Raw genomic sequence first — 18,572 nt, forward strand, 5'->3', positions numbered from 1 at the left:
TCAAGTCGCAAGTGAAGGAGTCACAGCTATGGAACCTGTCAATATCACGCTCGAAATCCTTGATGAGTACGGAGAACAGTTCGAATTTGCGCTCACCGAAGTGCTGACCAGAGCGATCGAGCACGCGGCGCGACATGAGAACATCCTGACCGGCGAAGTGGTGATCTCGCTGGTCGACGATGAAGCGATCCATGAACTCAACCGCACGTACCGCGGCAAAGACGCGCCGACCGACGTGCTGTCGTTTGCGATGATGGAGGAAGGGAATGGCGAGCCGGAGATCTTCTTCGATCCGGAAGATGCAGAGGGTCTGGAGACGGACGACATGCTCGGCGACATCATCATCTCCGTGCCGACCGCCAAGCGCCAGGCGGCCGAGTACGGGCACAGTGTGGAGCGCGAACTGGCGTTTCTCGCCGTGCACGGTTTCCTGCACCTCGTCGGCTATGACCACGGCACAGAAGAAGAGGAGAAAGAGATGTTCTCCCGTCAGGATGCGATCATGGAGGCGGCAGGAATCACGCGGGGGTGAAGCCCGGATGTGGAATGAGAACAAGCTCCTCAAGAGCTTTGCATACGCGATTGAAGGCATGACGCTTGCCTTGACCACCCAGCGCAACATGCGCATCCATTTTGTGGTTGCGCTGGGGGCCATGATTTTGAGTCTGGTGCTTGATCTCAGCAAATTAGAGATCGTGCTGGTATTCTTTTCGATCATCGCCGTCGTAGCCGCCGAGCTGTTCAACACGGCGATCGAAGCGGTAGTCGACCTTGCGACCAGCGACTATCATCCGCTCGCCAAAATTGCCAAAGATGTGGCGGCAGCTGCCGTCCTGCTGACGGCAGTGCACGCGGTGATAGTCGGCTTTTTTGTCTTCTTTGACAAATTGTTCCCGCTGCGGCTGCGCGATTTGGATGACACGGGGGAGATGGCGGTGTACGTCGCCTTCATACCGCTTGGCATGCTCGTGCTGCTCTTGATCTCATGGCGGGCGTATTCACGATCTAAAAAACAGGGGTGAGCCGAAATGGAACACTTGGAATTGGTAAAATTGGCGAAAGCAGCACGGGAGAAAGCGTACGTCCCGTACTCCAAATTCCCGGTCGGGGCAGCGCTTTTACTTGCCGACGGGGAAGTCGTCACCGGATGCAACATCGAAAATGCAGCCTTCCCGCTCTGCTGCTGCGCCGAGCGGACGGCGATCTTTAAAGCGGTGTCAGAAGGGAAAGCTAAGATTCAAAAGATCGCCGTCGTGGCAGACACGGACGGTCCGGTGTCCCCGTGCGGTTCGTGCCGCCAGGTGATGGCCGAGTTCTGCACGGCCGAGACGCCGGTCATCTTGTCCAACTTGAGCGATTCGCTTCGCGAGACGACCGTTGGCGAACTGCTGCCATTCGCATTTCAAAAGGAGGATTTTGTGGAGTGACCAATCAAGAGACGAAACAAAAAACACGCTCCGGCTTTGTTGCCATCGTCGGACGCCCCAATGTAGGGAAATCGACGCTGATGAACTACATGGTGGGCCAGAAGGTGGCGATCACCGCCGACAAGCCGCAAACGACGCGCAACCGGATTCACGGGGTGGTCACGCATGACAACAGCCAGATCATCTTCATGGATACCCCGGGTATACATAAACCGAAACACCGCTTAGGCGAACACATGGTGAAAGTGGCGGTGCAGACCCTGCGCGAAGTGGAGGCGGTCTTGTTCCTCGTCGACGCGACGATGCCCAAAGGCGCCGGGGATGAATACATCATCGAGATCTTGAAAGATGTCAAAAAAGATACGCCGATCTACCTGGTGATCAACAAGATCGACCTGATCGAAGACAAGCAGAAACTGCTCGAGATCATCGCCTCCTACAAAGACGCCTTCCCGTTTACTGAGATCATCCCGATCTCGGCGGTGAAAGGTGACAACGTGGTGCGGATGCGCGACATGATCCTCAAGCTGCTGCCGGAAGGGCCGTTTTACTACCCGCCCGATCAGCTGACCGACCATCCGGAGCGCTTTATCGTCGCGGAATTGATCCGCGAGAAAGTGCTGCACCTGACTCGCGAGGAAGTGCCGCATTCGGTGGCCGTGGAAGTTGAGCAGATGCAGATGAAAGAAGACCGCAACATGCTGTACATCCATGCGGCGATCTACACCGAGCGGGATTCGCAAAAAGCGATCATCATCGGCAAGCAAGGCTCCGTGCTGAAAAAAGTCGGGCAGATGGCCCGGCTGGACATTGAGAAACTGCTGGGTTCGAAAGTGTACTTGGAGCTGTGGGTAAAAGTGAAAGCAGACTGGCGCAATCGCGAACATATGCTGCGCAACTTCGGTTTTACCGAGGAGTAAGCGGTCATTCACACAATCATTTCTGACAGCAATTCCATAGTATAGGGGAAAGGTCGATTGCGAACTATAGAGTTACGATGCTTGGCAGAACCTCACTCTTGTAAGAAAGGATGAGCTGCATGAGAGATTTTTCGTGGCGATATTTCGAGAGTACAGGTGAGATTGATGCCTATCTTCTCTATAAAGCATGTCAGAACTTGAACCAGGACTGCGGCGCCGAAACAGCCGAACCGAGCTTCGAAACGGAGATGGAGGCACGCACGGAATAGCGCTTGCTTGACCAAACGAAAGAGGCTGTCCAATGAAAAAAGTGGAAGCGATTGTGCTGCGCACAGTCGATTACGGGGAGAGCAACAAGATTCTGACACTGCTGTCCGATACGCAAGGGAAAGTCGGGGCGATGGCACGCGGCGCGAAAAAGCCGCAGAGTCAGCTCAATCCGGTATCCCAACCTTTCGCTTATGGCACCTACATGATTGCGATCGGCGAAGGGCGCGGGATGGGCACCATTATACAAGCGGAGCTGAATGAGCCGTTTCGGGCGATTCGGGAGGATTTGTTCAAGGCAGCGTATGCCTCCTATGTGGTAGAGCTGGCAGACCGCTTTGTAGAGGAGCGCGAGCCCTCGCAAGGCGTTTTTCTGTTAGTGCTGACCTTGCTGACCCATTTGGCTGACGGCAAAGACCCGGAGATCGTCGTGCGGCTTTGTGAGATGAAAATGTTGGATCTGGCCGGGATTCGGCCGGAACTGTACCATTGCGCGCATTGTTTTCAGCCGGTGGAGCAGGCGGTGCGCTTTTCCATCCTGCATGGCGGCCCGCTGTGCGGGAACTGCCATCCCTACGATGAGCGGGCGATCTGGATCAAGCCGGTGGCGCTGAAGCTCTTGCGCACCTTTCAGGCGATGGATGTGCGGCGCTTAGGCGAAGTGAAGGTCGGCGACGATGTGCGGCGCCAGCTCGGCAAGGTGCTGAAGCAGTACATCGATGAGTACAGCGGTGTGACGTTCAAGTCTCGTGCGTTTTTGGAACAACTCCATAAGTATGATCTATAGACGAAGCCCATTGTGGAGGAGTGAGCAGGATGACAGACCCGATGCTGGAAAAAGTGGACATTTTGCGCAAACGGTTTCAGATTTCCTACCGCGAGGCGTACAACTTGCTGGAGCAAAATGACGGCAATGTCGTGCGCGCATGCATTGACCTCGAGCACCGCACGGCCGACACTGGCGTGGTCGGGCAGGTCGAAGAGCGGATGCAGGTGATGGGCAAAGACTTGCTCCACAAGGTGCAGGACATCGTCCGCACCGGACAAGCTTCGAGCATACGTGTCATTCGCGACGGGCAGACGGTGCTGACGATCCCGGCGGCGGTCGGCGTGGTCGGCGCCCTGATCTTCCCCTATCTGGCGGTGGCCGGCACGGCAGCCGCTGTGGCCGCGCGCTACGAGATCGTCATCGACAAGCGAATGAAGCAAGACCCCGATACGGGGCATCAGCCGGCGGTCGTCAATGTGCATCACGAGTCGATCGATACGAGCGCCGTAACGCCGTCGCTCTCTTCCGGGAAAGCGGGAAGCATGGAGCGCGTCGAAGCATCCTCCAATACGTAATGGAACTGGCAGTTGCTGCAGAAGTTGTGCAGCAACTGCCTTTTTCATGTCGGGGCAGCAGGAAATAGTTGCCTGTACCTGACCGGCGCTCGGGCTCTTGCATATGGTATTACGAACGAGGAGAGGGGGTGGCCCGTAATGGATCGCAAGCGTGTGGGCTTGAAATTGGACGCGCAGTCCAAAAAAGAGCTGTTGGAGCTGCTGCAGACTCACGTCAAGCAGGAACATATGCCGAAGTCGCTTCAAGAACTTCTCCGCAAAGGGATGGACAGCTCGGAAGACGTTTCGGGAGAAAATACGGCAGAAATTGCGGAAGCAATCGCGGAAGCAACCACGGATGCAACTGTAGAGGAAACTTTACAGGAAACTATGGAGGACACTGTAGAGACATCTGTGGAGGACGAACAGGATTTAAATCTGGATTCGGATTTAGACTCGGATCTGGAGTCGGACTCGGAGATGGATCTGGATCTGGAAGAAGCGGACACGTAAGCAAACAAAAAAGTGACATCCCCAGTCGGGATGCCACTTTTGTTTTTCTCAGCCTCTAGGCGGTCTCCGTCTGTTTCGGAGCGCTGGTCTTCGCAGGGCGGAAGTGCAGATACACCATAAACACGGCGGCCAGCACCATCACGCTCAGGCTCGTCCACTGCGCCGCCGTAAGTCCGGCGAAGCGGTCCGAGTCGCCGCGCAGGAACTCCAAAGCGAATCGTCCCGCCGAGTACAGGATGTTGTAGGCAAGGAACAGGTAGCCGGTCGGCACGCGGCGCATTTTAAACAAGAACAACAGCGCCAGCACGATCAAGTCCCACTGCCCTTCCCAGACTTCGGCCGGCCAGAGCGGCTGTGAGCCGTATGTCGAATAGGCGACCGTGCCTTCCGGATAGACGAGGCCGAAGTTGCTGCCCGTCGGCGAGCCGAACGCGTCGCCGTTCATGAAGCAGGCGATGCGGCCGACCGCTTGGCCCAATATGATGCCAGGCGCCACGATGTCGGCAAACTCCCAGAAGTGGATCTTGTGTTTCCACGTGTACAAGCCGCCGCCGATAAAACCGCCGACCAGCCCGCCCTGGATCGACATCCCGCCGTTCCAGATCGCAAATACATCCATCAGATGTTGCGAGTAGTAGCCCCATTCGAAAAAGAGCACCTGCCAGAGCCTCGCGCCCAGCAGCGCGCCGAGAATCGCCCAGATCGCCATCCCCGAGACATGCTCTTCGTATTTGCCTTCCTGTTTGGCCATGTAGGTGGCCAGTCCGATCGCTAAAAGGATCGCAATCGCGACGATCGTTCCGTAGGAACGGATCGGGAAGTCCCCGATGTAGAACAGTATTTGGTGCACAGCACATACCTCCCAAGGGACGATCAACCAGTATTTTCTACCAACATTGTAGCCGACCTGCGGGCAGAAAGGAAGATGTGCGGGGAGACTATGCTTTGACGATCATGATCGAGCCGATCACGATCAGCACACAGCCTGCTGCGATGCCCAGCGTCACTTTTTCCTTGAGAAAGAGCGCGGCGAGGATCAGCGTGAACACGATGCTCAGGCGGTCGATCGGCGCCACTTTCGAAGCGGCCGCCTGTTGCAATGCGCCGAAGTAAAACATCCATGACGCCGCCCCGGCGAGGCCGGAGAGGATGATGAAGATCATCGGGCGCAGCGCGATGTCTCGCACCTGCCCGATCGTGCCGTTACAGGTGATGAACAGCAAGGTCGCCGCCGCCATCACCACGGCCCGGACGGCAGTCGCCACGTTGGAGTCGATCCCTTTGATCCCGATTTTCCCGAGGATCGCCACAAAGGAAGCGAACAGGGCGGAAAGCAATCCATAGATCAGCCAAGACACGAAATTTTGCCTCCTTTGTCAATCAACAGTTTCTGTTGGTATGCGCAGGAAGGGCAGAATTTAAACTTTTTGTGCAAACCTCACCAAGACTATAGCGGTTTTGCTGACATTCTAATAAGATGTACTATATAGCATATTGAACAGGATATTGTATGTCACATTTTCAGTTGAGCGAACAACGAGCGAATAAAAGGTGGTGGACACCATCGAACTGACCAAACGCCAAGGGCAGATCCTCGAGATCGTCCGCGAAGAAGGGCCGATCACCGGGGAGCAGATCGCCGACAAACTGGGGCTGACCCGGGCGACTTTGCGTCCCGACCTGGCGATATTGACGATGGCCGGTTTTTTGGAAGCGCGACCGCGTGTCGGTTATTTTTATGCCGGAAAGAAATCCGGGCAGATTTTTGGAGAACAGCTGCGCAAGCTGCAAGTGAAGCAATACAAATCGGTCCCCGTCGTGATCAACGAGGAAGCGTCAGTATACGATGCGATCGTCACGATGTTTATGGAAGATGTGGGCAGCATCTTTGTGGTGAAGGACGGCGGCATCCTGTCTGGCGTGATCTCGCGCAAAGACTTGCTGAAAGTCGCCATCGGCAACCAGGAAACGCAAAAAGTGCCGGTGTCGCTGACGATGACGCGGATGCCGAACATCGTCACGCTGTCGCTTGAGGACAGCGTATATGAGGCGGCCAAGCGCCTGATCGACTATGCGATCGACTCGATTCCGGTCGTGCGCCCGCTCGATGATGCGGGCAAGCAGTTGGAAGTGGTCGGCCGCTTTACGAAAACGACGATCGCCAAGATCTTTGTCGAGCTTGGTGAAGTCAACGAAGTGTAGGAGGGATGCGGATGACACCGATCGTGTATGTGATCTCAGACTCTGTGGGCGAAACGGCCGAATTTGTGGTGCGGGCGGCTGCGAGCCAGTTTAACGGCAGCCGCGCGGAGATCAGACGGATTTCCTACGTGGACGATATGGAGCCGATTCGGGAAACGGTGCAGGCGGCAAAGGAGATCGGCGCGCTGATCGCCTATACGCTGGTCATTCCGGAACTGAAGGACGGACTGGTGCGTGAAGCTTTGGAGCACGGCGTGACGGCGGTCGACATCATGGGGCCGATGGTGGCGGCGTTCCAATCGACGTTCCAAGCGGAGCCGAAAAACCGCCCGGGGCTCGTGCACAAGCTGGACGATGAATATTTCCGCCGTGTGGAAGCGATCGAGTTCGCCGTCAAATACGATGACGGGAAAGACCCGCGCGGTCTGCTGCGCGCCGACGTGATCCTGATCGGCGTGTCGCGCACGTCGAAGACGCCGCTCTCGATGTTTCTGGCGCACAAGCGTTTAAAAGCGGCCAACGTGCCGCTGGTGCCGGAAGTGGAGCCGCCGGAAGAGCTGTTTGAAGTGTCGCCGCACAAGGTGATCGGGCTGACCATCTCGGCGGGCGAACTCAATCTCATCCGCACGGAGCGCCTGAAGGCGCTGGGGTTGCGCGAAGAAGCGAACTATGCGGCGTTTGAGCGGATCAAGCTGGAGCTCGAATACGCGGAGCGGATCATGAAGAAGGTCGGCTGCCCGGTGATCAACGTCTCGAACAAGGCGGTGGAAGAGACCGCGAGCATCATCGTGGATCAGATCAAGCGCGGGAGCCGCCGCTAGTGATCTCCGCCTTTGCGGACGGCAGCCGCGAGCAGCAGCATCTGCTCGGCAACAAAGGAGCGGGGCTCGCCGAGCTTACGCGCCTCGGTTTTCGGGTGCCGGACGGGTTTACGCTGACCACCGCCGCCTGCCGCGCCTATTACGCGGCCGGGCAAACGCTGACGAGCGGGCTGCGCGAACAGATCGTCGACGCGCTGGCGGGCTTGGAGCGGCGGACAGGCAAGCGCCTCGGCGACCCGAGCCGTCCGCTGCTGCTCGCCGTCCGCTCCGGTGCCCCGGAGTCGATGCCGGGCATGATGGACACCGTGCTCAACCTCGGGCTGAATCGCGCGGTGGTGCAAGGGCTGGCCGGGGGAACCGGACATGCGGCCTTCGCCGCCGATTGCGAGCGCCGGTTCCGGGCGATGTACGGAGCGGTCGTCTCCGCTGAGATTCCCGAGTCGCCGCTGGAGCAGCTCTTGCAGGCGGTCAGCGCGGTGTTCGACTCGTGGAACAATCGCCGGGCGGCCGTTTACCGCCGGATTCACGGGATCCCCGAGGACGCTTTCACAGCGGTGAGCGTGCAAGAGATGGTGTTTGGCAACTTGAACGAGCGCTCGGCCGCCGGGGTGGTGTTCTCCCGCCATCCGGCCAGCGGCGAGCCGGGGTTGCACGGCGAGATCCTGTACGGAGCGCAGGGTGAAGATGTCGTGTCCGGCGCTGTGACGCCGGAGCGGATCGAAACGTTGCGCGCACGGATGCCGCTCGTCTATGCGGAGCTGGAACTTGCCGCACAACAGTTGGAAGCGCACTACCAAGATATGCAGGAGATCGAGTTTACTGTCCAAGACGGAGTGCTGTATCTTCTGCAGACGCGGGACGGCAAGCGCACCACGCAGGCGGCGGTGCAGATCGCCGTCGATCTGGTGCAGGCCGGAGTGATCGACCGTGCGGCCGCCGTGCAGCGGGTCGACCTGCCGGAGCTGAACCGGCTCCTGCAGCCCCGCCTCGATCCCGCCGTGCAGATCGCACCGCTCGCAACCGGCATTCCGGCGGTGCCCGGCGCGGCGGTTGGCCGCATCGCGCTCGACGCCGAGAGGGTGCTTTTGCAGCGCCGCGCCGGACAGGATGTGCTGCTCGTCCGGCGTGAGACCGACCCCGACGATTATGAGGCGATGACCGAAGCGCAGGGTATCCTGACCGCGTTTGGCGGGACGACGTCACACGCCGCCGTCACCGCGCTGCCGCTCGGCAAGCCGTGCATCGTCGGCTGCTCCGCCGTGACGATCGACCTCACCGCGCGCACGGTCGAGATCGGTGGCCGGACGTTTGTGGAAGGAGACGTGCTGACGTTGGACGGCAGCACAGGAAAGGTCTACGCCGACGCCTTGCCCTTGGCCGCACCGAAAGTTTCCGCCGCTGTCGACGTGTTCCGCAGCTGGCTTCAAGCGTAAAAACCCCTGTACAGGCACAGGGGTTTTTCCTTTGTTTGTGAAATTTTGGTCGGAGAGCAGAGAATTTGCAAATCGGAAGGATTTTTTGACGAAAGAGGCGTACATATTTAAGAAATGTTGTTTTCGCTCTTGACAAATCAGTCAGCATGCGCTCATGCCCGGAATATTTTTGTAGATGTGCGTCTATACTAGGGACGTACTTTAGCGGCTGTCGAGTGATTTTATTGTCGAAAGGTGTCAAAATGTGTTTTTGCGAGAAGGAAATCACTGCGCATCGTAGAATATCTTTGCTTCGGTACACCATTCTGGACATTCCATTTTGTCCGGGTGCACAGAAGGATATTGTTGAACGTTGGCGAATATTTTACGTACTCAAATGACAGACGAGGGTGATACGATGTGAAAAAGCGTCTGCCTGAGGAAATCATCGAACGAGTACGTCAGCACTTCGACATCGTCGATGTGATTGGTGAGTTTGTGCCCCTGAAGAAGAGCGGCCGCGGGTATATGGGCTGCTGCCCGTTCCACAATGAGAAATCGCCGTCGTTTTCCGTCTCGCAGGACAAACAACTTTACCACTGTTTTGGCTGCGGTGCGAGCGGCAATCTGTTCTCCTTCCTGAGGGATAAGGAAGGGATCACGTTTTTCGAAGCGGTGGAACAACTGGCCAAGCGCGCCAACATCGCACTTCCTGTCGAAGAGCTGGAAGACATCGATTCGCCAGAGTACAAGCGGCGCAAAGAGATGTTTCGCGCACATGATTTGGCGGCAAAATACTATCACCACATCCTGATGAACACCGATGCGGGCTTGCCCGGGCTAAGGTATCTCGAATCGCGCGGCATCACCAAGACGATCATCGAGGCCTTTCAGCTCGGCTATGCGCCAAACGCGTGGGATGTGCTTGTAAAATTCCTCAAGAAGCGGGGATTTGCCGAAGATTTGCTCGTGGAAGCAGGTTTATTGTCGCAAAGCGAGAAATATAAAGGCAGATACTACGACAAGTTCCGTCATCGTGTGATGTTTCCCATCCACGACGGACAGGGACAGGTGATTGGATTTGGCGGACGGATTCTCGACAAAGGGGAGCCGAAATATCTCAACTCTCCGGAGACGCCGTTGTTCTCAAAGGGACGCCATCTCTACAACTTGCACAGGGCAAGACCGGTGATGCGGCAAGAGGGTCGCGTGATCCTGCTCGAAGGGTACATGGATGTGATCATGGCCTATCAGCACGGCATACCGAACACGGTGGCCGCTTTGGGGACTGCGCTGACCAATGAGCAAGTCCGTTTGCTGCAACGCAACGTGGAAGAGATCGTCATGATGTACGACGGTGATGCTGCCGGTCAGAAAGCAGCCGTTCGATCGTCCGAAGTCATCAAAGAGTCAGGCGCAACTGTGAAAGCGAGGGTCGCAACAATCCCCGACGGATTGGACCCGGATGAGTTTCTGCGCAAATATGGCAAAGACGCGTTCGTCCGCGTCGTGCTTGACAACTCAAGCTCGATGACGGCGTTTCGCATGCATTCGCTTCGCAAGGAGTTCAACCTTGGCACGCAAACCGGCAAGGAAGACTACATCAAAGAAGTGATTCACAAACTGCTCGTCACCGTCAGTTCACCGATTGAACTGGAAACGCTCCTGCGCGAATTAAGCGAGGAGTTCGGCTATCCCAAAGAGGCCATGGAGAAGGAACTTGCGCTCGCCAAGAAAAGCCCGCCTGCGGGGGATAAACCTGACAGGAAGTGGAATACTAATAGAAATAATGCGGGTGAAGTGAGCTTTGCGAGCACAGGAAAACTGTTGCCGGCTCACATCAATGCAGAGCGGAAACTCCTTACTTATATGTTAATCGATGAAGGGGTAGCTAGACAAGTTCAATACGCGCTGGCAGACGAATTTTCTGTGGATGAGCATGGGGCGCTGGCCGCCCATCTTTTCGCCTATTACGCAGAACACACCCAGGCGGACCCGTCGCTGTTCATCGGCGGCTTAGAGGACCGCGAGCTTTTGAGGCTGGCGACTGCTCTCGCGATGGAAGCGGATCATCTGGATCGGCGGTCTGATCGTGTAGACGCCCTGGTACGTGAATATATCCATCGCATCAAGGTGTATCATTTGCAATTGGAAATGAAACGTTATGAACGGCAGATGATCGATTGTGGAAATCGAGGCGATACAGAAGGAATGCGGGCGGCATACGACGAAATGAATCGTGTGCAGTCCATGATTCAATCTCTGGAAAACGCGCAAGCCGAAATATAAACGTTCGTTAACTACTCCTTAGGGAAGGAGGGGTCGGGATGGTGAAAAAAGTGAAACACACAGACACTCAACAGATGTCTTTGGAAGAAGTAAAACAGATGCTTGTCGAAATCGGAAAAAAGCGCGGCGTGATCACCTACAGTGAGATTATGGACAAACTTTCCGCTTTCGATCAGGATTCGGATCAGATCGACGAATTCTTTGACCACCTCTCGGAGCAAGGGGTCGAGGTGATAAATGAAGCGGACGACGAAGCGCCGTTCGAAGATGACGACGATGATGATGAAGACGGTCCGAAGAGCCTCGATGAAGAAGAGGAGTTCGATCTCGAAGATCTGAGCGTGCCGCCTGGCATCAAGATCAACGACCCGGTCCGTATGTATCTGAAAGAGATCGGCCGTGTGCCGCTGCTTTCTGCTGAAGAAGAGATCAACTTGGCGCTGCGCATCGAAAAAGGGGATGAAGAGGCGAAGCGTCGCCTGGCGGAAGCGAACTTGCGACTGGTGGTCTCGATCGCCAAGCGCTATGTCGGCCGCGGGATGCTGTTCCTTGACCTGATCCAAGAGGGGAATATGGGTCTGATCAAGGCTGTTGAGAAGTTCGATCACCAAAAAGGGTTTAAGTTTTCTACGTACGCGACCTGGTGGATTCGTCAGGCGATCACTCGTGCGATCGCAGACCAGGCCAGAACGATCCGGATTCCGGTACACATGGTGGAGACGATCAACAAGTTGATCCGCATCTCCCGTCAACTGCTGCAAGAGCTCGGGCGCGAACCAACCGCCGAAGAGATCGCAGCCGAGATGGACATGAGCCCGGACAAAGTCCGCGAGATCCTGAAGATCGCACAGGAGCCGGTTTCGCTGGAAACACCGATCGGCGAAGAGGACGATTCTCACCTCGGCGACTTTATCGAAGACCAAGATGCACTGGCGCCGGCCGATGCTGCCGCCTACGAACTGCTCAAGGAGCAGTTGGAAGACGTGCTTGATACGCTGACAGAACGTGAAGAAAACGTGCTCCGCCTGCGCTTCGGTCTCGATGACGGCCGTACCCGCACGCTCGAAGAAGTCGGGAAAGTCTTTGGCGTCACTCGTGAGCGGATTCGCCAGATCGAGGCGAAAGCGCTGCGCAAACTGCGCCATCCGAGCCGCTCTAAGCGTCTCAAGGACTTCCTTGAATAGAACAATACCTTCGAACCTTCGCAGCACTCACTTCTTTTCTGGTGAGTGCTTTTTTATGCGATTTATCCGGGAGGCGTGATCTTTGAATCAGGAGCAAAAGAAACTCATGATCGGTGAGATCAAAAAGTGGCGTGAGAGCAGACTAATCCCGACCGAATATTGCGACTTTTTGATGAACCTATACGCGGAGGGCGATGCCTTTTCGCATGATCAACAAACGGGGAGCAAGGCCAAGTCGAGCTGGAAAACCAGTGCGAACGGCGGTGTCCTCGGCAAGGTGCTGCTTGTGATCACAGGCTTGTTGCTGTTCTTGATCTTTGCCCTTAATTTTACCTTGTTTCCCGAGCCAATGCAAATTGCTGTCCTGCTGCTCGGTACGGTCTTTCCGTTCGTGATGGCCTACCGCAAACGGGGCAAAAGCTCGCTCGCACAGACGGTTTGGCTGTTTGTCGCCGTGGTGATGGTGGCGCTGATTGGATATTATTACCTCTCTTCTTCCGGCCTGCTCGGCGACCGCGGGAAGCTGCTCGGCACGATGGCGGTCGTATTTCTGGTCTGGCTGCTGGCCGGAGCCGCCTTTCGCTCGCGGCTGGTCAGCGGCATCGGGCTGCTGGGCCTGCTCCTCTTGTATGCCAACTTCTTAGAAGTGGCTGCAGACATCGGCACCTCCTCGTACGGCGTGCAGCATTTCTATTTTATGATCCCTGCCTTTCTCGCGTTGTTCTTTGCTGTCGTGCTCGGCCGGTACCGCGTCTACGTCGCGCCGGTCTTCCTGGCGGCCGGGCTGCTCGCATTGTTTGGGCCCGATCTGCGGATGCTAGTATTTGGGCTGAACATGGATCTGTTCATGCAGATCCTCGTGTTTTTAAAGCTCGCGGTGCTGATCACGCTGTTCATCGTGTACCATCAGGGCCTCAAAAAGTGGGTTGGACAAGTGTCACAATAGCTCGAAAAGTATTGCCGTTCCTGATGGCGGTTGTGTATAATGTTTTTAGATGAATGAATGCGCACTCATTTTTCCGTTTCCATAGAGGAGGGTATCTTAATGAACTTTGATCTGACGCAAGATCAGATTATGATTCGCAACACCGTTCGCGATTTCGCTGAAGCGGAGATCCGCCCGAACGCCGAGCACGTTGACAAGACGGGCGAGTTCCCGTTTGACACTTTCATGAAGATGGGCGAGCTGGGTCTCCTCGGCCTGCCGATTCCGGAAGAGTACGGCGGCGCAGGCGCTGACACGGTCTCCTACGCGCTGGCTGTCGAAGAAGTCGGCCGCGCTTGCGGTTCGCACGGCCTGTCCTATGCGGCGGCAGTCTCGCTCGGCTGCAACCCGTTCCTTGCATTCGGTACTGAAGAGCAGAAGCAAAAGTGGCTCGTGCCGCTGGCAGAAGGCAAGATCCTCGGCGCGTTTGGCCTGACCGAGCCGAACGCAGGCTCTGACGCATCCGGCACCCAGACCAACGCCGTGCTCGACGGCGACGAGTGGGTAGTCAACGGTTCTAAGTGCTTCATCACCAACGTTTCCTACGCTAAGGTCTGCGTTGTAACCGCTGTCACCGATCGTTCCAAAGGTTCGAAAGGCATCACCGCGATCATCGTGCCGACCGATACCCCGGGATTCTCGACCTCCACGCCGTATGAAAAGCTCGGCCTGAAAGGCTCGAACACCGCGGAAATCATCCTCGACAACGTGCGCGTACCGAAAGAAAACGTGCTCGGCACTGTCGACAACGGCTTTATCCAGTTCATGAAGACGCTCGACGGCGGCCGCATCTCGATCGGCGCACTGTCGGTCGGTATCGCACAGGCGGCGTTTGAAGCGTCCCTGCAGTACGCGCAGGAGCGCAAGCAGTTCGGCCAGTCGATCTCCAAGTTCCAAGCGATCCAGTTCAAACTCGCCGACATGGCGATGCACATCGAACTGGCGCGCACCGCGGTGCACAAAGCGGCATGGCTGAAAGACCAAGGCAAGCCGTTCGGCAAAGAAGCGGCGATGGCCAAACTGTTCGCGTCTGAGATCTGCATGCGCGCATGCGACCAGGCGATCCAAATTCATGGCGGCTACGGCTATATGAAAGAGTACCCGGTGGAGCGCTACTTCCGCGACGCGAAGCTGATGGAGATCGGCGAAGGCACTTCCGAGATCCAACGCATCGTCATCGCGCGTCATATCGGTTGCTAAATTTAGCTAAATCCGATATACTGTTAAACAGCAATCAAATATCCATTTGAACGGGTATATTGAAAGCAGTCAACCAACCAACAATCTGCAACACCCCTCGTCCTGTTGGGCGAGGGCTTTTTTTATGCATTTTTAATCATTTGGAGGAATTTTCAGTCTATCATACGAAGTAGTAGTGCGAAGAGATTGGTTAAGGAAGGAGACTGACAATGGCTGAACGATTACATACTACCGTTGGGCAACTGCTTGACGATCTGGCTGCGCGCTTCCCGGCGCGTGACGCGATGGTGTACCATGACCGGGGACTGCGCTATACGTATGCGGAATTTAATGAGGTCTGCAAACAGGCGGCGAAAGGCTTGATCAAGCTTGGCATCGAGCGCGGCGAGCATGTGGCGGCGTGGTCGACCAACTACCCGGAATGGCTGATCACGCAGTTTGCGACCGGCAAGATGGGCGCGGTGCTGGTCACGGTCAACACCAACTACCGGGCGGCAGAACTGGAGTATCTGCTGCGCCAGTCTGACACCACGACCCTGATCTTGATGGAAGAGTTTAAAGGCACTTCCTACATCGACATGCTGTACGAACTGGTGCCGGAACTGCGCGAAGCAGAGCCCGGCCAACTGCAGTCGGAGCGCCTGCCGTTTTTGAAAAATGTGATTTTCTTGGGTGACAAAAAGTGGCCCGGCATGTTCAACTGGGCGGACATCATGGCGCTCGGTCAAGACGTGCCTGACGCCGAGCTGGCAGTGCGTCAGTCTTCGCTGCACCCGGACGATGTGATCAACATGCAGTACACGTCGGGCACGACCGGCTTCCCGAAAGGCGTCATGCTCACCCACAACAACCTCGTCAACAACGGGCGCAATGTCGCGGAGTGCATGAACCTGAGCGAGATCGACCGCCTGTGCATCCCGGTGCCGTTTTTCCACTGCTTCGGCTGTGTGCTCGGCGCGATGGCCTGCGTGACGGTCGGCGCGGCGATGGTGCCGGTCGTCGAGTTCAACGTGCAGGCGGTGCTGGAGACGGTGCAAGCTGAAAAATGCACCGCGCTGCACGGCGTGCCGACGATGTTTATCGCCGAGCTGAACCACCCCGATTTTGCCAGCTATGACCTGTCCTCCCTGCGCACCGGCATCATGGCCGGCTCGCCGTGCCCGACCGAAGTGATGAAAGCGGTGATCGAAAAGATGGGCGCGCGGGAGATCACGATCACCTACGGGCAGACCGAGTCGTCGCCGGCGATCACGATGACCCGCACCACCGACGGGCTGGAAACGCGCGTCGCGACGGTCGGCCGGGCCTTGCCGAACGTGGAAGTGAAGATCTTCATTCCCGGCACCAGCGAAGAAGCCCCGCTCGGCGAGCAGGGCGAGATCTGCACGCGGGGCTACCACGTGATGAAAGGCTATTACAAGAACCCCGAAGCGACCCGGGCGGCGATCGACGAAGACGGCTGGCTGCACACAGGCGACCTCGGCACGCTCGATGCGGACGGCAACCTGCGCGTCACCGGACGCCTGAAAGACATGATCATCCGCGGCGGCGAAAACGTCTATCCGCGCGAAGTGGAAGAGTTCCTCTACACCCATCCGAAGGTGCTCGACGTGCAGGTGATCGGCATCCCCGATCCGAAATACGGCGAAGAGGTTGGCGCGTTTGTGATCGTCAAAGAAGGGGCGACCTTGACGGCGGAAGAGCTGCGCGAATATTGCCTGGACAAGATCTCGCGCTTTAAGATCCCGCGCTATTTTGAATTTGTCGAAGGCTATCCGATGACCGCATCGGGCAAGGTGCAGAAATTCAAACTTCGCGAACTGGCGCAGGAGAAATTTCTCCTCAACTAGAAAGTTCAAGGAGGGCAGGCACCACTGGTGGTGCCTGCCTTTGCATTTTGGAAGGAGTGAGCAGGATGAAAGCGGTCTTTTTCGATTTGGACGGAACGCTTGGCGCGCACGGCCTGGGCAGCGGAGCGTTTTTGCTGCAGGCGCAAGAAGAGTTGCGGTCGAAGTTTCCCGAGCTGTCGTTTGGCGAACCGAAAGACTTTTTGATGTCCTATCGCAGCCTCAACAACCATTCCTGGGGCGCATGGGTCAAAAAAGAGCTCGTGCTGCCGGTCGATGGCGTGAAAGTGCACATCTGGCGCGAACAGTTGAAGAAGTTTGGCGTGCCGGCTGAGCTGGCAGACGGGCTGGCCGCAGAGCTGAAGGCGGCGATGCTGGCCGCCCATCCTGACGATTGGCGTCCGGCGCCGGGCGTGCACGAAGTGCTGCAGTGGGCGAAGGAACAAGGCGCGAAGCTGCTCGTCCTGTCCAACGGAGCGGCCGAGGTGCAGCTGCCGAAACTGGAAGCGCACGGGCTGCTCAGCTATTTTGATCATCTGGTATTCTCGCAGTCGATCGGCTATTCGAAGCCGGACCCGCTGTATTTTGAACATGCGCTGGAACTGGCCGGATGCAAAGCTGAAGAAGCTCTGATGATCGGGGACAGCTACACGCATGATATTGAACCGGCCGATTTCCTTGGCATGCGCCGCGTGTGGATCTTCGAAGACGCGCCGATTCTCGGGCTGCCCGATCGACATTCGGCGGCAGAACTTCGCGCGGTGCCCGGCTTGTTGGCATCCCTGTTGACATGAATGATCGGGACTAGCAGATTCTCAAAATCTTGTATGAGAAGCAAAACATCACCAAGACTTGGCTATCTCAATTCTGCCTCTGTCAACACCTAAGGCTGGCGGGTGCTGAACAGCACAGATCCTTTACTGAGCCCGTACAGCCCGGACGCAACAATCAAAAGCGCACAGAGCAGAATGCCTGTGGACGGTGTCACCAGCTGGTAGAGCGGAGCGGCCAGCAGCAGCCCGACGGCAAGCCCTGCGCCTGCGAACAGCTGGCGGATCGAATACAGCTTGCCGACATGTTCAGGGGGAAAGCCGGTCTGGATGCGTCCGAGGATCAGCAGATCGCCGATCGGGCTGCCAAAAGCGGCGATCGCTGCCCCGAGCATCGCGATCTGCAGCGAGCCGATCCCCATGACGGCAAAACCTGCCCCCAAGATCAGCTGGCCGAGAAACATCGCCCGAAACCCGACCTTGGCAGCCAATCCGCCCGTCACGAGCAGCGAGAGCACGTTGCCGATCCCGTAGGCGGCGACGATCAGCCCGTAGTCACTGGCGCTGTCTGACAGCAGCGGTGCGCCGATCATGAAGGCGGCACCCCAGGCGACGTTGACGACCGCGAGGCTGCTCAGAGCGAGCAGCAGGAGCTTGTCCTGCAGGAGCAGGTGCCACGCCGTGCGGATGTCATGCCCGATCCGCTTGGGTGCAGCGCCCTTGGGCGGACGGCTGGGGAACTCCTTGCCGATCAGCAGCAGCACCGCGCCGGAGACGAGGTACGTCATCGCGTCGAGCAGGAAAAAGTCGGGCAGCGCCAGCCAGAGCAGCAGCAGCCCGGTCAGGCCGGGACCGAGGATGCGGGCGAAGCGGTGCGTGCTGTCGATCAGCGCATTGGCCGCATAGAGCACGCTCTGCTCCCGGCAGAGGACAGGCAGGCTGGCCTGCAACGCCGGTTGAAAAAGGGTGCCCAGCGCTGCGACCAGCACGTGCGCCAGCATAAGCGGCCAGAGCGTGCCGTCGCCGAACCAATACCAGCTCAGTGGCAGCAGCCCGACCAGCAGCGCCCGCAGCAGATCGGAGACGATCATCGTCTTGCGGCGGTCGAAGCGGTCGGCATACGCTCCGCCAAACAGCCCGAGCAGGAGCGCCGTGACGGTGCCCGCCCCGGTGAGCAGACCGGCGCTGCTGCCCATCTGCTGCACCGCCAGCCAGGTGATGGCGATCAGATACAGCTGATCGCCAAACGCGGACAGAAACTGTGACAGCCAGAGCCACACCAAGTGCGGCGTGCGAAAAAAAGCAAGATAATTCACGAACAACCCTCCCTTTGCCAACATCGTACTAAGGGCAGGGTTATTTATCAATCCGATATCATCTATAATGAACATTAGGTTTTTCGATAAGGGGCG

Annotated in this window: 20 protein-coding genes; 17 read left to right on the top strand and 3 right to left on the bottom strand. The window is 57.2% G+C overall.

Annotated elements, in window-relative coordinates; translation table 11 throughout:
* Nucleotides 1-28: 28 nt before the first annotated feature.
* The 8 genes from ybeY to EV586_RS15430 all read left to right on the top strand — a co-directional run bounded on the left by ybeY (nt 29) and on the right by EV586_RS15430 (nt 4,450).
* Nucleotides 29-532, top strand: coding sequence for an rRNA maturation RNase YbeY (gene ybeY / locus EV586_RS15395; RefSeq protein ID WP_132946009.1), 504 nt, complete (start codon nt 29-31; stop codon nt 530-532).
* Between the two features lie 7 nt (nt 533-539).
* Nucleotides 540-1,022, top strand: coding sequence for a diacylglycerol kinase (locus EV586_RS15400; protein ID WP_165898635.1), 483 nt, complete (start codon nt 540-542; stop codon nt 1,020-1,022).
* A gap of 6 nt (nt 1,023-1,028) precedes the next feature.
* Entirely contained in the window at nt 1,029-1,427 is a 399-nt protein-coding gene (locus EV586_RS15405) for a cytidine deaminase (protein ID WP_132946011.1), read from the top strand.
* Nucleotides 1,424-2,347: a GTPase Era gene (era, locus tag EV586_RS15410; RefSeq protein WP_132946012.1), complete on the top strand. Its 924-nt coding sequence runs from the start codon at nt 1,424-1,426 to the stop codon at nt 2,345-2,347. The genes EV586_RS15405 and era overlap by 4 nt, the downstream gene beginning before the upstream one ends.
* A 119-nt stretch (nt 2,348-2,466) precedes the next feature.
* Nucleotides 2,467-2,616, top strand: a complete 150-nt coding sequence (locus EV586_RS15415) for a YqzL family protein (protein WP_132946013.1) — start codon at nt 2,467-2,469, stop codon at nt 2,614-2,616.
* Nucleotides 2,617-2,648: 32 nt separating this feature from the next.
* On the top strand, nt 2,649-3,401 hold the full coding sequence (gene recO / locus EV586_RS15420) for a DNA repair protein RecO (RefSeq protein WP_132946014.1): 753 nt from the start codon (nt 2,649-2,651) through the stop codon (nt 3,399-3,401).
* Between the two features lie 29 nt (nt 3,402-3,430).
* Nucleotides 3,431-3,958, top strand: coding sequence for a DUF4342 domain-containing protein (locus EV586_RS15425; protein WP_132946015.1), 528 nt, complete (start codon nt 3,431-3,433; stop codon nt 3,956-3,958).
* Nucleotides 3,959-4,096: 138 nt separating this feature from the next.
* Nucleotides 4,097-4,450, top strand: a complete 354-nt coding sequence (locus EV586_RS15430; RefSeq protein ID WP_132946016.1) for a hypothetical protein — start codon at nt 4,097-4,099, stop codon at nt 4,448-4,450.
* 55 nt (nt 4,451-4,505) lie between these two features.
* Here the strand turns inward: EV586_RS15430 and lgt are convergent, their stop codons facing one another.
* The gene (lgt, locus tag EV586_RS15435; protein ID WP_132946017.1) at nt 4,506-5,300 is read right to left on the bottom strand and encodes a prolipoprotein diacylglyceryl transferase; all 795 of its coding nucleotides are present in this window, start codon (nt 5,298-5,300) and stop codon (nt 4,506-4,508) included.
* An 88-nt stretch (nt 5,301-5,388) separates the two neighbouring features.
* On the bottom strand, nt 5,389-5,808 hold the full coding sequence (locus EV586_RS15440) for an EamA family transporter (RefSeq protein ID WP_132946018.1): 420 nt from the start codon (nt 5,806-5,808) through the stop codon (nt 5,389-5,391).
* A gap of 193 nt (nt 5,809-6,001) precedes the next feature.
* Between EV586_RS15440 and ccpN the strand changes: the two genes are divergently transcribed.
* The 9 genes from ccpN to EV586_RS15485 all read left to right on the top strand — a co-directional run bounded on the left by ccpN (nt 6,002) and on the right by EV586_RS15485 (nt 17,184).
* The gene (gene ccpN / locus EV586_RS15445) at nt 6,002-6,652 is read left to right on the top strand and encodes a helix-turn-helix transcriptional regulator (protein WP_481937766.1); all 651 of its coding nucleotides are present in this window, start codon (nt 6,002-6,004) and stop codon (nt 6,650-6,652) included.
* Nucleotides 6,653-6,663: 11 nt separating this feature from the next.
* Nucleotides 6,664-7,473, top strand: coding sequence for a pyruvate, water dikinase regulatory protein (locus EV586_RS15450; RefSeq protein ID WP_132946019.1), 810 nt, complete (start codon nt 6,664-6,666; stop codon nt 7,471-7,473).
* A complete protein-coding gene (locus tag EV586_RS15455; RefSeq protein ID WP_165898636.1) occupies nt 7,473-8,906 on the top strand; it encodes a pyruvate, phosphate dikinase in 1,434 nt (477 codons plus the stop codon). Before EV586_RS15450 ends, EV586_RS15455 begins: the two co-directional genes overlap by 1 nt.
* Nucleotides 8,907-9,305: 399 nt before the next feature.
* A complete protein-coding gene (dnaG, locus tag EV586_RS15460; RefSeq protein WP_132946021.1) occupies nt 9,306-11,174 on the top strand; it encodes a DNA primase in 1,869 nt (622 codons plus the stop codon).
* A gap of 38 nt (nt 11,175-11,212) precedes the next feature.
* Nucleotides 11,213-12,358, top strand: coding sequence for an RNA polymerase sigma factor RpoD (rpoD, locus tag EV586_RS15465; protein WP_132946022.1), 1,146 nt, complete (start codon nt 11,213-11,215; stop codon nt 12,356-12,358).
* Nucleotides 12,359-12,440: 82 nt separating this feature from the next.
* Nucleotides 12,441-13,304, top strand: a complete 864-nt coding sequence (locus EV586_RS15470) for a hypothetical protein (protein ID WP_132946023.1) — start codon at nt 12,441-12,443, stop codon at nt 13,302-13,304.
* Nucleotides 13,305-13,403: 99 nt separating this feature from the next.
* Nucleotides 13,404-14,543: an acyl-CoA dehydrogenase gene (locus EV586_RS15475; protein ID WP_132946024.1), complete on the top strand. Its 1,140-nt coding sequence runs from the start codon at nt 13,404-13,406 to the stop codon at nt 14,541-14,543.
* A gap of 209 nt (nt 14,544-14,752) precedes the next feature.
* Nucleotides 14,753-16,393: an AMP-binding protein gene (locus tag EV586_RS15480; RefSeq protein WP_132946025.1), complete on the top strand. Its 1,641-nt coding sequence runs from the start codon at nt 14,753-14,755 to the stop codon at nt 16,391-16,393.
* Nucleotides 16,394-16,458: 65 nt separating this feature from the next.
* The gene (locus EV586_RS15485; protein WP_132946026.1) at nt 16,459-17,184 is read left to right on the top strand and encodes an HAD family hydrolase; all 726 of its coding nucleotides are present in this window, start codon (nt 16,459-16,461) and stop codon (nt 17,182-17,184) included.
* An 89-nt stretch (nt 17,185-17,273) separates the two neighbouring features.
* Here EV586_RS15485 and EV586_RS15490 read toward each other — a convergent pair whose 3' ends face one another.
* A complete protein-coding gene (locus EV586_RS15490) occupies nt 17,274-18,476 on the bottom strand; it encodes an MFS transporter (RefSeq protein ID WP_165898637.1) in 1,203 nt (400 codons plus the stop codon).
* Between the last annotated feature and the right edge of the window lie 96 nt (nt 18,477-18,572).

It is taken from the genome of Tumebacillus sp. BK434 (genome assembly GCF_004340785.1).
Classification (GTDB): domain Bacteria; phylum Bacillota; class Bacilli; order Tumebacillales; family Tumebacillaceae; genus Tumebacillus_A.